The organism is Pseudomonas mediterranea CFBP 5447, from assembly GCF_000774145.1.
Classification (GTDB): Bacteria; Pseudomonadota; Gammaproteobacteria; order Pseudomonadales; family Pseudomonadaceae; genus Aquipseudomonas; species Aquipseudomonas mediterranea.
Map to the genome: position 1 here is coordinate 915159 of NZ_KN322987.1, position 13945 is coordinate 929103.

General features: G+C 62.0%; 14 protein-coding genes. 6 read left to right on the forward strand and 8 right to left on the reverse strand.

The features are described from left to right. Window positions 1-158: 158 nt before the first annotated feature. From N005_RS23840 to N005_RS23860, 5 genes are all read right to left on the reverse strand, one after another. Window positions 159-845: a GntR family transcriptional regulator gene (locus tag N005_RS23840; protein WP_047703436.1), complete on the reverse strand. Its 687-nt coding sequence runs from the start codon at window positions 843-845 to the stop codon at window positions 159-161. A 363-nt stretch (window positions 846-1208) separates the two neighbouring features. Further along, window positions 1209-2045 (reverse strand): sugar phosphate isomerase/epimerase family protein, encoded by an 837-nt coding sequence (locus tag N005_RS23845; protein ID WP_047703437.1) that lies wholly within the window; start codon window positions 2043-2045, stop codon window positions 1209-1211. 1 nt (window position 2046) lies between these two features. Continuing rightward, entirely contained in the window at window positions 2047-3288 is a 1242-nt protein-coding gene (locus tag N005_RS23850; RefSeq protein WP_047703438.1) for an NAD(P)/FAD-dependent oxidoreductase, read from the reverse strand. Window positions 3289-3306: 18 nt separating this feature from the next. Then, a complete protein-coding gene (locus N005_RS23855) occupies window positions 3307-3627 on the reverse strand; it encodes a MocE family 2Fe-2S type ferredoxin (RefSeq protein ID WP_047703439.1) in 321 nt (106 codons plus the stop codon). Window positions 3628-3660: 33 nt separating this feature from the next. Further along, window positions 3661-4767: a fatty acid desaturase family protein gene (locus N005_RS23860; RefSeq protein WP_047704130.1), complete on the reverse strand. Its 1107-nt coding sequence runs from the start codon at window positions 4765-4767 to the stop codon at window positions 3661-3663. A 180-nt stretch (window positions 4768-4947) separates the two neighbouring features. Here N005_RS23860 and N005_RS23865 point away from each other — a divergent pair, with 180 nt between their 5' ends. Together N005_RS23865 and N005_RS23870 are read left to right on the forward strand one after the other, a co-directional pair. After that, a complete protein-coding gene (locus N005_RS23865; protein WP_047703440.1) occupies window positions 4948-6000 on the forward strand; it encodes a LacI family DNA-binding transcriptional regulator in 1053 nt (350 codons plus the stop codon). A gap of 325 nt (window positions 6001-6325) precedes the next feature. Continuing rightward, window positions 6326-7594 carry an MFS transporter gene (locus tag N005_RS23870; protein WP_047703441.1) on the forward strand — a complete coding sequence of 423 codons (1269 nt, stop codon included), beginning with the start codon at window positions 6326-6328 and terminating at the stop codon, window positions 7592-7594. Here the strand turns inward: N005_RS23870 and N005_RS23875 are convergent. Beyond that, the gene (locus tag N005_RS23875; protein ID WP_047703442.1) at window positions 7563-8303 is read right to left on the reverse strand and encodes an SDR family oxidoreductase; all 741 of its coding nucleotides are present in this window, start codon (window positions 8301-8303) and stop codon (window positions 7563-7565) included. The genes N005_RS23870 and N005_RS23875 overlap by 32 nt on opposite strands. Before the next feature lie 99 nt (window positions 8304-8402). Between N005_RS23875 and N005_RS23880 the strand changes: the two genes are divergently transcribed. Further along, window positions 8403-9362: a LysR family transcriptional regulator gene (locus N005_RS23880; protein WP_047703443.1), complete on the forward strand. Its 960-nt coding sequence runs from the start codon at window positions 8403-8405 to the stop codon at window positions 9360-9362. A gap of 55 nt (window positions 9363-9417) precedes the next feature. Here the strand turns inward: N005_RS23880 and N005_RS23885 are convergent, their stop codons facing one another. Next, window positions 9418-10074 (reverse strand): O-methyltransferase, encoded by a 657-nt coding sequence (locus tag N005_RS23885; protein WP_047703444.1) that lies wholly within the window; start codon window positions 10072-10074, stop codon window positions 9418-9420. A 27-nt stretch (window positions 10075-10101) separates the two neighbouring features. On the opposite strand from N005_RS23885, the gene N005_RS23890 reads away from it, so the two are divergent. Next, complete coding sequence (locus N005_RS23890; RefSeq protein WP_083365900.1) at window positions 10102-10311, forward strand: hypothetical protein; 210 nt, start codon at window positions 10102-10104, stop codon at window positions 10309-10311. Window positions 10312-10381: 70 nt separating this feature from the next. Here the strand turns inward: N005_RS23890 and glcC are convergent, their stop codons facing one another. Then, a complete protein-coding gene (gene glcC, locus N005_RS23895) occupies window positions 10382-11149 on the reverse strand; it encodes a transcriptional regulator GlcC (protein ID WP_047703446.1) in 768 nt (255 codons plus the stop codon). 234 nt (window positions 11150-11383) lie between these two features. Here glcC and glcD point away from each other — a divergent pair, with 234 nt between their 5' ends. Then, on the forward strand, window positions 11384-12883 hold the full coding sequence (gene glcD / locus N005_RS23900) for a glycolate oxidase subunit GlcD (RefSeq protein ID WP_047703447.1): 1500 nt from the start codon (window positions 11384-11386) through the stop codon (window positions 12881-12883). After that, window positions 12883-13944, forward strand: coding sequence for a glycolate oxidase subunit GlcE (gene glcE / locus N005_RS23905; RefSeq protein WP_047703448.1), 1062 nt, complete (start codon window positions 12883-12885; stop codon window positions 13942-13944). Before glcD ends, glcE begins: the two co-directional genes overlap by 1 nt. Window position 13945: the final 1 nt, after the last annotated feature.

Genomic DNA, 13945 nt, shown 5'->3' on the forward strand with positions numbered 1-13945 from the left:
CCTCCAGACAACAGAAGCCCGTGGATACAACAACAAGTTCACCCTCTGTTCCCGCTATTATTGCCTGTCAATCCAGAACCGGATTGACACTCAATGCCTCAGCCTAATGCGGCATCAAAGTTGGTATCGTTCCTCCGCTCATCCAGCGTGGCCCAATATCATTTAATCTGGAATGACAGGTCTGCGCTGATTCCCTGAGGAGCAATAAACATTTCCATGTTTTCCCGAGAAAGTTCCCAGTGTTCAAACACCAGATCGACGACGGCACTTTCATCACGACTTTCAATGGCCACGATAAAAGCGTCGTGATGTCCGGCAGAAAGTTCCAGGCGCCGCTCCGTATCGGCGTCACGGGGACGGAAAAAAGTATGACCGATACGGGCGTGATCAATCAGCAGGCGTTCCAGGCTGGGTTCCAGATAGGGGTTGCCTGACATTTCCCCCATGATGGCGTGGAACCGGTTGTTCTCGACCACCATCATCAGCGCATCACGGGACACCGTCGCCGCACGAAAACGCCGCTGGGTTTCCTTCAGGTCGTCCAGTTGACGAGCCTTGAAGTTGAGCGCCGCCAGACGACCGATCGCGGCATAGATCATGGGCGCGACCAGGAAAAAATTGCGCAGGGTCGAGTGGTTCATGGGAATCACCCGTGCGCCGCGGTTCTCCCTGATCTCGATGTACCCCTCACCGGCGAGACGCCTGAAGACCTCTCGCACCGGAGTCCTGGAGAGGCCGTAGCGTTCGCTGATGGCGACCTCGTCCAGCGCCTCGTCCGGATCCAGTTCCATCGTCAGAATCTGACGCTTGAGGTCGTCATAAAGTGTGCTTTTGCCGTTTTTCACGATGACCTCCCGAGGCAGTCAAATAAGCGTACGGCTTCTTGTTGAATCCAGACTCGCACGGGTGGCCAGCATCGTCAACGCTTTTGTATTTTGTATGTATACACAGAAAATACTGTAAAAACACACACAAAAAACACATAAAACCTTTTTAAAACAATGGGTTGAATTTAGAGAAGAGTCTGATTGAGGTCGCTAACAGGAATGTTTCCTGTCGCAATTTGGATGCCATAGGCATGGGGATTTGAGGTTGCCCGGCAGGGCGGTTGTCCAAGTGCGTCACCAGGCAGACCGCGTGCGACACGTTTTTGTGGGAGCGAGCCTGCTCGCGATAGCCATCTACCGTCATCCCACGCCAGATCAGCCTCAACCCGAGGCCTGACAATCCCTCCAGACCTCACACATCAACTGCTTCAACATCAACGCCTCCTCCCAGCGATCACTGATATCGCGCCCGTCGGCCCCAGTAATCGCGTAGGGCGGCGGGCCGAGTTCGCAGGTAAAGGACAGGCTTGCAGGTGCGTTCGGGCGAGCCAGCCAGTCCTCGATTCCGTAGCGCCACCAACCGATGAAGCGCTCCAGCCAGGGTCGGTGCTGGGCGAAACCCAAGGGCACTTGCACCTGTTCGCCGTTGCTGACCCGGCCATGGAACCCCCAACTGTGGCGCAGGATGCGCTGGATGTACTCGTCGTCTTCGGCGGCGGCCGGTTCTGGCATCTCGCGGCCCACGACGTAGTGGGACAGGTCCGCCAGCAGTTTCAGGTCGGGCATCTGCTCGAGCAGGTCCAACGTGAACAGCAAGTCATTGCTCAGGCGATAACGATGGGTTTCCAAAAGGATCGGAAAATCCACCTGTTCGGCCAGGCGTTGCCAGCCCTCCACCAGTGTGATCGCCTGACTCAGCGTGCGCGGCCGGACGTCGGCTTGCAGTGTGAGATGGTGACAGCCATGGCGCACAGCAACGTCGAGTGCGGCCGCCAGATCATCCACGCTACGGGGAAAGAGCTGACCCTCGATTTGCAGGCCCAGTGCCTTGGCGGCGGCGTGCAGGCGCGCAGCGTGGGAAGCCTCCCAGAAGTGATCGGTAATGCCATCGAATCCAGCGGCAGCAATTTTTTCCAGCTGCGCTTCGAGGGGAAGCGCGCATTGGCCGCGGTGATCCTGCATGGCCCAGAGCGATTGAAAAATCAGGAACTCGCGCATGTCAGCTCCTCAGTAATTGTTTGAGCGACACGTCAGCATCGGCCAGGGCGTCCAAGGCAAGGCAGCTTCGGTTGGCGATCAGCCGTTCACACAGCTTGATGTCCTTGGCGATGCTGTTGCCCTGGCCCCAGCCGCAGGCGCCTTGCAGGCGATGCTCGGCATCGAGGTAGAACATCAGGAAACCGCCATTTGCGAGGGGCCGGCTCGCTGTCGGTTGCGTATTTGAAATCGCGCCCACGGTCTGGAGCCCCCAGTCGTACTGGTCGGACCAGAAGCCGGGGATCACCTCGAAGGGCAGTTCACGGCCCAGCAGGTTCAGGGCTGCGTGCCGCCCCTGGTTTTCGGCATTGCGCCAGGTTTCCTGACGCTGAAAAACACCCTGTGGATGCAGCCTGAACTCGCAGACATCACCGGCGGCGAAGATGTCCGGCGCACTGGTGCGTAATTGGGCATCGACGCGGATGCCCTGGCCGACGGCCAGTCCGGCGGACGCAGCCAATTCAATGTTGGGTTGCATGCCGATGCCAACGACAACCAGGTCGCAAGGCAACAGCTCGCCGTCAACCAATTGCACCGACTCGGCGTGGATGTCGCCCTGCACCGCCTCGATGGCGACGTTCAAGCGCACGTCCACGCCCTGGCTGTGGTGCAGCGCCAGCAGCGCTTGGGACAGTCGCTCCGGCAGGACGCGGCCCGCCAGTCGCGGCCCGGCTTCAAGCACAGTGACGGTGCAGCCCAGGGTGCGGGCGGTGGCGGCCACTTCGAGGCCGATGAAACCTCCGCCGATGACAACCAATCGTTTGCCGGGTTGCAGCGAAGCACGCAACCTCAACGCTTCATCATGGGTACGCAGATAAAGCACATTGGCTAGACCCTCTGGCACCGAGGGCAATCGCCGCGCCCTGCCCCCGGTCGCCAGCAACAACCGTGCATAATACAGCCCACGACCATCGGCCAACTGCAGCCGGCGTCGTTGCGGGTCGAGGCTCTCCACCGGATTACCCGCCCAGTGCTCGATATCCAGTTCGGCGAGCCGTGCGCTCTCACACAGGCTGTACCCACTCAGTTCGGCCGTACCCTGTAACAGCCCCTTGGACAGCGGCGGACGTTCATAGGGTGGGTGGGCTTCATCGCCGATCAGGATCAAGCGACCTGTATAGCCTTCCTCGCGCAAGGTCAGCGCCGCGCGGCCGCCGGCATGCCCGGCGCCGACGATAACCAAAGGCGCATTGCCAGCTTTCATGGCACAACCTCCACGCCGTCAAACATCAATGCCGAGCAGGACACGCCCCGCTTCGACCCGGACCGGATAGATCTTGAGGTTGACGCACACCGGCGCGCCCAGGGCTTTGCCGGAGCGGTAATCGAAGCGCCCGTTGTGCTTGGGGCATTCGATGACATGGTCCATCACCAGGCCGTCGGCCAAGTGGATGGACTCATGGGTGCACAGGCCCGCGGTGGCGAAGAACTCGTCGTCAGCGGAGCGGTAGACCGCGTAAGTGTGCGGGCCATGGTCGAAACGAATGACATCCTCTTCGTTTATTTCGCCCACGGCGCAAACGTCGATCCATTGATCGGTCATGGCACGTTCTCTTGTTGTGGTAAACGGGAAGGGTCAGGCCGGTGTCGCTTCAGCCTGGGTGCTGGCGGTCGATGCCGTGCGTGGTGGCAAAGGACGACGGACGAAATAACTCGGGTCTTTGCGCTGTTGCCAGATGGTCGGGAGGATTTCCTTGAACGCCGCCCAGAGGCTGGTATAGGGCGGCGGACAGTCGTGGCGGATCTCTTCGTGAAGCTGCGCCAGGGCATGGAACGGCACCATCGGATACATGTGATGTTCCAGGTGATAGTTCATGTCCAGGTAGAGAAAACGCAGCACCGGGTTCATGTAGATGGTGCGGCAGTTGCTGCGATGATCGAGCACGTCTTCAGCCAGGCCGACATGCTGGGACAGGCCGAACACGTAGGACAGCCAGCCGCCATACAGCGTCGGCAGGCCGATGAACATCAGCGGCAACCAGCTCTGCAGGTACAGTGCCGCCGCCACGGTCAATCCATAGATCACCAGCCAGACCCGCGCCGCCAGGAAGATCTTCGGCCACTCGGATGCGGGGATGAAGGTCTGTTCTTCTTCCGCCATCCGCCCGGTCGCATGCCGGCAGACCGACCCCATGGTCTTGATCGCGTAAGGCATCCTGACCAGGCTCAGTACCATACCGATCAGGCTTGGCGGGCGCGGCTCGACGATCTCCGGGTCGCGCCCGACGATGATCGTGTCGGTGTGGTGCCGCGCATGACTCCAGCGCCAGACATGGGGCTCGAACATGAACATGAAGCTCGACACCTGGTAGACCACGTCATTCATCCAGCGGGTCTTGAATGCGGTGCCGTGACCGGTCTCATGCCAGCGGGCATTCGACGCCGTGCCGTAGAGCAGCCCATAGGCAAAGAAGAACGGCACGCAGGCCCAGGATCCCCAGAACCAATAGCCACCGAAACCGGTGACGGCCATCGACAGTAACCAGATCGCGGTATCGCGCAGTGCCGGGCCGTCGCGGCGCTGCATCAACTCTTTCATGCGTTTACGCGAAATCGGCGATTGGTACCAATTGGCGGATACCAGGCCTTTTTGCGCCGCTCTGGCGGCTTCGGGACCGAGCAGTGAATAGTCTCGGCGTGCGGGTTTATCGCGGTGGCCGGAGGTTGCGTTTTGCTCAGGCATCTTATTGTTCTCCGCAAGCTTGATGGTTGTGGGCACTTGCTCGATGCAGGTTCGCATCGTTGGAGAAACCATAGAGAGCGCATCGATCAGCCTCAAGGCCTTGAATTGATTCCCTATCAAGCTATCATCCAGGCCCATCGAAGCTTGATAGTTTTCTATCAAGGCACTGTAGGGCCTGTCATGACCAACACCACCAAACGCCCAACCATCGCCACCGTCGCCAGGCACGCAGGATTGAGTGTCGCGACCGTGGACCGGGTGCTCAACGCCCGGGCGCCGGTCACGCCGAGTACCGCCGAGCAGGTGTTCCAGGCCGCCGAAGCGGTCGGCTATTTCGCCGCCCGACTGATCGGCCAACGGATCCGTGAGCGCCGCCCGAGCTACCGTTTCGGCATCCTCCTGCTCGGCACCGCCCAGGCGTTTTATGGCAACGTAGCCACCGCGATCACGGAAGCGGCGCAACGTCATGCCGGTGCCAACCTGAGCATTCAATTCGAGTACGTCTTCGATCGCACACCCAGCGCAATCGTCGCCCAGATCGAACAGTTGGCGGTGCAGTGCGACGGCCTGGCCGTGGTCAGCTTCGCGCACCCGTCGATCAATGCCAGCATCGCCCAGATCAGGGCCGCCGGCGTGCCGGTGATCGCGCTACTGTCCGACATACGTGAAACGGCCGATGAGCCATACGTCGGCCAGGACAACCATGCAGTCGGACGCACCATGGGTTGGCTGATGGCCCACACCTGCGGCAACCGTGAAGGCAGTGTCGGGGTGTTGCTCGGTGGCCATCGCTTCCTCGGCCACCAGGCGCGGATCGACGGACTGTGCAGCTACCTCGCGGAGCATGCTCCCGGTCTGCGACCGCTGGAGGCGTTGATCAATCTGGACAACGACGACATCACCGAAGAGGCGACCCTGGACCTGTTGGCGCGGCATGACGACTTGCGTGGCTTGTGTGTAGTCGGTGGCGGCGGCGATGGCATTATCAGTGCCCTGTCGCAACTGCCGAACCGGCCGTCGCTGTGCAGCATCCTGCAGGAGTCCACCGAGCTCTCGCGCCAGGCCCTGGCGCAGGGCCTGATCAGCCTGGTCATCGATTCCCAGCCGCGATTGCTGGCCCAGGCCCTGGTCGATCTACTGGTGGAATTGCAGACCGCACCAGCCTTCGATCCGGTGCGGCATCGCATCCATATTCCGCTGCAGATCATGACCTCGGAGAATGCTCGTCCCTGAACATGATGCTGCTCACTCAAGGAAGTAGATGAACCTGTGGCGAGGGGATTCATCCCCTCGCCACAGTGAACCGGGAAGTCTTAAGTGAATGCATTAGGCTCCAGAACGAAACGTTTCCGCCCTCAACCCGCACCGGCTCATTACGTTGCACAACCCCATCCCGGGAAACGGGATCAGCGGCGTTTTTCGTTGTGCAAGCCCCCCCCTCGCATCGCAGCCCTACTCGAACCGCAGCAATTGCGGCGATACATCCATTGTTCGATGCACCTCGAAGTGAGACATCTGCCTGACGCCTATTCTCTGGGTCCACGTAAAGGAGATGGCGATGACGCACACCCGTTTTTTCGGAAAAACCGTACTGACCTGCACGTTCATCCTGGCGATGATCGGTTGGGGGGTCGGTTTCTATGGGCCGCCGATCTACATGCAAGCGGTCATGGAACGCACGGGTTGGCCCATTGCCCAGGTATCGACGGCGGTCACCCTGCACTTTCTCAGCGGCACGATCGTCATCGCCAACTTGCCAAGACTCTATGCACGCTTCGGCATCCCAACCATCACTCTGCTGGGCAGCATTGTCCTGGGCATCGGCGTGAACATCTGGGCCCAGGCCGATCAGCTCTGGGCGCTGTATGCCGGTGCCGTGTGCTCGGGTATCGGTTGGGTGACCTTGGGGGCCGCGGCCGTCAATACCCTGATCGCACCGTGGTACGTCAAGGACAGGCCCAAGGCCCTGGGCAAGGCCTACAACGGCGCCAGTATGGGTGGCGTGATCTTTTCGCCTTTATGGGTGTGGCTGATCGAAGGCTTTGGCTTTGCCACGGCGGCGCTGGTGATCAGCTTCATGGCCGTGCTGATCATCGGTACCTTCGCCCTCCTGGTGTTCAACAAGAGCCCGCGAAGCCTGGGACAACATCCCGACGATGCCGACCAGCCGGAACCGGTGACGCCCGGCTTCAGCCCCACGCCGTGGACCGCCGTGCAGACGCTCAAAGTGGCAAACTTCCGCACGTTGGCCACCGGCATGTCCCTGGGGCTGTTCGCCCAGATCGGCCTGATCGCCCACCTGTACTCGATCCTGGCGGGACGCATGGGGGCGCATGACGCCTCGCTTGCCATGGGCCTGGCCACCGCCAGTGCCATGGGCGGGCGCTACCTCGCCGCGCGCCTGATGACCCAAGGCATGAATCGCAGGTTGCTGGCCTGCCTCGGTTATGCCATGCAGATGCTCGGGACCCTGCTGCTCCTCGGCCTGGACCTGCATCCGTCCGTGGCCTGGATGGCGGTGGTGCTGATCGGCTCGGGCATCGGCAACGCGACTTCCTTGCCGCCGCTGATCGCACAGACCGAGTTCAGCCGTGAACACACCGCCAGGGTCATCGCGCTGATGGTCGCGATCAGCCAGGCCACCTACGCCTTCGCCCCTGCGTCTTTCGGCCTGGTGCGCGCTGCCTTCAGCCAACCGAATCAAGCCATCGTCGCCGTCGTGGCTGTCGCCGTCGTCGTGCAGATGCTCGCCATCCTGTCTTTCTACCGAGGGTTACCCGCCCGCCCCGTCAGGATCAAACCAGTCGAGCACCGCCATCAACGTTGAGCACGGCACCGTTCATGAACGTGTTGGTCATCAAGAACACCGTTGCCGCACCGGCCTCCTCCGCCGTACCGATGCGACGCAGCGGCAGGGTCTGCTCCAGTGAGGCCACGTAGGCGTCACGGCCTTCGCCCAACGCCTTGCTGAAGATCGGGGTGTCGATCGGACCGGGCGACAGGGTGTTCACCCGAATTGGCGCCAACTCCAGGGCCAGGCCACGGGCCAGCGACTCCATGGCGGCCGATGCCGCCCCGATGACGGCAGTGCCATGGGCATTGGGTCGGTCAGCGAGCGCACCCGAGATGAAAGTGATCGATCCGGCCTTGGACAACCTGTCACCCAGGATACGGATCGTGTTGATGGACGCCCAGATACGCTCATCGAACGCCCGGCGCAGATGATCGACGTCGGCGGTCAGGATGCTTCCGGTAACGAACGTACCGGCGAGCAGCACCAGGTGATCGACCACGGGAATGTCCGCCAGCGCGGCCTCGACCGCCTCACGGCGGGTCACGTCGGCCGCGCGCCATCCATCCAAGCCGTGTTCCTTCGCCGCCTGCTCGGCACGGGCCGCATTCGAGCCGACGACCACGACCTTGGCACCGGCGGCCTTCGCCTGTATCGCGGCGGCCAGGCCGATGCCCGAGGTGCCGCCGAAGACCACGACCGTACGGCTAGTGAGATTGGATGCAAGTGCTGGGGTGATGGTCATGTCGGGGCTCCAATGAACGCCGGAATGGCGTGTGATGGAGTAAGCGTAAGGCTGTGAACGCGGATTGATAATTGGGGCGGAAGTCGCTTTACTAGTGCCATGAAGGCACAAATTGGTTTAGACCGTCTTACCGGACTTATCGCATTCGCGCGCGCCGCTTCCCTGGGCAGCTATACCGCTGCGGCGCGGGCGCTCTCGGTGTCCCCTTCCGCCGTCAGCAAAAGCGTGCAGCGGCTTGAAGAGCACTTCGGGCTGATGCTGTTCACCCGCACCACGCGTTCCCTGACCCTTACCCCCGAAGGGCGGGATCTTTACGAACGGGCGTTGCGAATCTTGCGGGAAGTCGAGGAGATCGATCAGGCCGCCGTCGCCTCCCGCGCCGAGCCTGCTGGCGTCTTGAAAGTCACGGCGCCCCTGCCCATCGGCGTGAACATCCTGGCGCCGGCATTGCCCCGGTTCCGTGAGCAATATCCCAAACTGGCAATCGACCTGCGACTCGGCGATCAGTATTCCGACATCATCGAGCAAGGAATCGACGTCGCCATTCGCGTGGGGAACCTCAGTGATTCGCGCCTGGTTTCACGGCCCTTGGGGCCTCATCGAATCGGCGCGTTTGCGTCGCCCCAATACCTCCAACGCAGAGGCATGCCGGCCACCGCTGAAGATCTTGCGGAACACGAGTGCGTGAACTTTCGCTACCAGAGTACCGGGCAAAGTCTGCGCTGGCCCTATCAGGCGGGCGAAAGACAACTGGAGTGGAATCCCGACGCCGCATTCACCGTGGATGTCAGCGACGCGGTAGCGGCCATCATGGCGGCGGGAGGCGGCATCGGTATCACGCCGCACTACGTGGCCGCGCCCTATGTCCGCCGGGGGGAGCTGATTCCCGTCCTGCCCCAGTTCACCGCGGAACGCTTTTCCATCACTGCCTTGTGGCCGGAAAGCCGTCGCGGAAGCCCCAACGTGAAAGCTTTCATTGCCTTTCTGCTTGAACTGTTTCCTGCCACGCCGGCCTGGGATGAGGCGGTGAATGAAGCGGCCGCAGCAAGACAGGGTTGATCGGTCGGTGGGTGAACAACCCCACCGATCCCGCTAGCCCCTCGAGAGGCCTGTATCACCCCAGGCGCATCGACACTTCAATGTCATCCGCAAAAGGCACGGACAGGTAGCCACTCTGCGGCGAACGCACGTAAGCCAGGTACCCAGGGCAGTAATTGGTGTTGTCCGCCACCACCAGGGCGCCTGGGCGCAGGTGTTTTTCAACCAGGCCCAGCACGTCGCCGTACAGCGCCTTGGCGCCATCGAGCAGGAGCAGGTCGACCGCTTCCGGGAGATCGCTGGCCAAGGTGAGCAATGCGTCGCCTTCGCGGATTTCCACCAGGTCGTCGACCCCGCCTTCAACGAAGTGGCGACGCGCCAGGGCGATTTTCGACGGTTCGAATTCACTGCCGATCAGCACACCGCCGCCATTGTCCCGCAGCGCCGCCGCCAGATGCAGCGTGGACAAGCCGAACGACGTGCCGAACTCGACGATGGCCCTGGCCTTCGCGCTGCATGCGAGCATGTACAGCAGCTTGCCGGTGTCGCGGGAGACCGGCAGCCACAAGTCCTTGAGCATGCCGTACAGTTCGAGGTATTCGGTCTTGCTGCGCATCAGGCGCTCACGTTCTTCGCCCGGTACCGTATCCAGCACCGGACTGGTGGCCGCGCTGGCCTGGGTGTAGAGGCGCTCGATCAGGGTGGCAAGGGGTTCTGTGGTCAAGGTGGTCATGATTGCTTCCATCAATGGGGGAATGAAATGCGACTGATTCGTCGCATTTCAATGATGCGAGTGATTCGCCTCATTCGCTATTCGCGTTTCCCCACGACGCCCAAGCCAGCCATGACCCAGCGCCAGAACGCCCGTATTGCCTCACGCAAGCTGCCACAGCAGGCTCGCCCAACCGAGCGACTGGAGACGATTTCCGAGATCGCTGTTCAGGTTTTCGCCGAGGAAGGCGCCCCTTGATTCGCCACCGTTCGCGTCGCGGAACAGACCAGGATGAACAGGTGCAGGGACAGGTGATTCAGCTGCTGCGTCATGTCCACCCCTCAAGTCGCAACGTGGCACGCACCAGGCGTTGCTCTTCGCTTTCGATTTCCCTGAGGTTGTCGCAGATGCTCTGGATATGCGCAACGGCGGCCTTGCGCGCCTGCTCGGGAAGTCGTCCGGTCACGGCGTTGTAGAGCCGTGCATGTTGGCGATCGATCTGGCGCTTCTGCGGTTCGCGGTGGTAGAGGTTGTTGACCGAGGCGAACACCGTGGTGAGCAGCAGGTCCGTCAACGAGCGCAGGGTCTGCACCAGCACCGGATTGTGCGACGCCTCGCAGATCGCCAGGTGAAATGCGTGATCGAGCCGGGCGTGTTCGGAGGGCTCCAACGAGCGCGCATGGGCATCGAGCAGCGCTTCGTAGCTGCGGGTGATCAGGACGAAATCGGCCTCGGTGCCGCGCAAGGCCGCCAGCCGTGCGGACTCGCCTTCGAGCAGGCTGCGCACCTCGAACAGATCGTAAAGCGTGCGGGGTTGTGAGCTGAACAGGTGCATCAATGGCGAGGCGGCACTGTTGCCCGACAGGTCGGCGACGAACGAGCCCTTGCCCTGCTCCGTCTTGATGATCCCGCGGGCACGCAGCAGCTTCAGCCCCTCGCGCAGCGCGGTGCGTGAAACACCGAGCTTTTCCGTCAGCCGACGCTCCGACGGCAGCAACTGGCCGGTCTTGAGTACACCGTCCACGATCAGCCGCTCGATGCGCTCGCACACCACATCGGCCACTTGCAGGTTGCGACGGTTCCGGGTGTCGTCCATTGAACCTCCAACTGGTATGACCAGCCACACCGAGCGCTTCAATCACGCTTACCGATCAGCACAACTCATTGTTTTTAGGCGCGTTATTTAAATGATCAGGAAAACGTCCTATCACAAACTGGTTCGACCACTTCAACAATGCATAGACAGTAGATCGCCCCGGACCAATGATGCAAGTCAGCTGAATGGGATACCTGACTTCACATAAAAACAACCGAGTGCCGTCAGCCGACTATGAACATTCTCTACGATGAACGCGTTGATGGTGTCCTGCCCGCCGTGGATAAAGCCACGCTGCTGCAGGCCTTGCAGGCGCGCCTGCCGGATCTCGAGATCCTGCATCAGCGCGAAGAACTCACGCCCTATGAGTGCGACGGGCTCTCCGCCTATCGCACCACGCCCTTGCTGGTGGTGCTGCCCCGTCATGTTGACGAGGTTCAGGGCGTGTTGGCGCTGTGTCATGCATTGCAGGTGCCTGTTGTCGCTCGGGGCGCCGGGACCGGTTTGTCCGGTGGTGCACTGCCGTTGGAAAAGGGTGTACTGCTGGTGATGGCGCGCTTCAACAACATTTTGCACATCGACCCCGCCGCCCGTACCGCACGGGTCCAGCCCGGGGTGCGCAACCTGGCGATCTCCCAGGCGACTGCGCCGTTTGGCTTGTACTACGCGCCGGATCCATCCTCGCAAATCGCCTGTTCCATCGGCGGTAACGTTGCGGAAAATGCCGGTGGCGTGCATTGCCTCAAATATGGGCTGACCGTGCACAACCTGCTCAAGGTCGACATTCTCACCGTCGAAGGCGAACACCTGACCCTGGGCAGCGATGCGCTCGATTCGCCGGGCCTGGACCTGCTGGCGCTGTTCACCGGCTCCGAAGGCATGCTCGGGGTGATCACCGAAGTCACGGTCAAGCTGCTTCCCAAACCGCAGACCGCGAAGGTGTTGCTGGCGGCGTTCGACTCGGTCGAAAAGGCCGGACGCGCGGTGGGTGACATCATCGCAGCGGGCATCATTCCCGGCGGACTGGAAATGATGGACAACCTGGCCATCCGCGCCGCCGAAGATTTCATCCACGCCGGTTACCCGGTGGAGGCCGAGGCCATCCTGTTATGTGAACTCGATGGCGTCGAAGCCGATGTCCATGATGATTGCGACCGCGTGCGCCAGGTGCTGAAGCAGGCCGGCGCCACCGACGTGCGTCAGGCCCGCGATGAGGCCGAACGCGTGCGGTTCTGGGCCGGGCGCAAGAATGCGTTTCCGGCAGTGGGCCGCCTCTCGCCGGATTATTACTGCATGGACGGGACCATCCCACGCCGGGAGCTGCCCGGTGTGCTGCAAGCCATCGCCGCCTTGTCGGCCGAATACGGCCTGCGGGTCGCCAACGTGTTCCATGCCGGTGACGGCAACATGCACCCACTGATCCTGTTCGATGCCAACCAACCGGGCGAACTCGATCGCGCCGAAGCCCTGGGGGGCAAGATCCTTGAACTGTGCGTGAAAGTCGGCGGCAGCATCACCGGCGAACACGGCGTGGGCCGCGAGAAAATCAATCAGATGTGCGCGCAATTCAACAGCGACGAATTGACCGTGTTCCACGCCGTCAAAGCCGCCTTCGATCCGAGCGGCCTGCTCAACCCCGGCAAGAACATTCCGACGCTGCACCGCTGCGCCGAGTTTGGCGCCATGCATGTGCACCTGGGGCAGTTGCCCTTCCCTGAGCTGGAGCGTTTCTGATGCACAGCGCACACGATAAGGATGCCAGCGACGCGTTGCTGGAACAGGTCGACCAGGCCCTCAAGAATGCTACGCCGCTGTGGATCCACGGAGGCAACAGCAAGGCCTTCCTCGGGCGTTCGGTCACCGGCGAGCGCCTCGACACCCGCGCCCACCGGGGCATCGTCAGCTATGACCCGACGGAACTCGTAGTGACCGTGCGTTGCGGTACGCCCCTGCGGGAATTGTCCGAGGTGCTGAGTGCCTCGCAGCAGATGCTGCCCTGCGAACCGCCCACCTTCGGGGACGCCACGGTGGGCGGGATGATTGCCAGCGGACTCTCCGGCCCGCGCCGCCCGTGGGCCGGTTCGGTACGGGACTTTGTCCTCGGCGCGCGGGTCATCACCGGCCAGGGCAAGCTGCTGCGCTTCGGTGGCGAAGTCATGAAGAACGTCGCCGGTTACGACCTGTCGCGCCTGATGGCTGGCAGCTTCGGCACCCTTGGGCTGATCACGGAAGTGTCGCTCAAAGTCCTGCCCAGACCTCGGCAAACCTTGAGCACCAGCCTGGAAATGGACAGTGATCGCGCCTTGCTGCGCCTGGCGGAATGGGGCCAGCAGCCGCTGCCGATCAGCGCCGCCTGCCACGACGGCCAACGCCTGCACTTGCGGCTGGAGGGTGGTGAAGGTTCGGTGGCGGCGGCCCATGATCGACTGGGCGGCGAGTTGCTGGACGCCTCGTATTGGGAGGATCTCAACGAACATCGCTTGAGTTTCTTCGACGAGGACCTGCCGCTGTGGCGCCTGTCCGTGCCGCACAACACAGCGTGGCTGCCCCTGCCCGGCCGGCAACTGATCGACTGGGGCGGAGCCCAGCGCTGGCTCAAGTCCGGCGCCGAAGCGGCGTTCATTCGCCGGGTCGTCGAAGGCGTCGGCGGCCATGTGACCTGTTACAGCCATGGCCTGATCGACAGTCCATTCCACCCGCTGCCTGAGGCGCTGATGCGCTACCACCGGAACCTGAAGCAACGACTCGATCCACAGGGCATCTTCAACCCCGGTCGCCTCTACGCGGAGCTTTGAA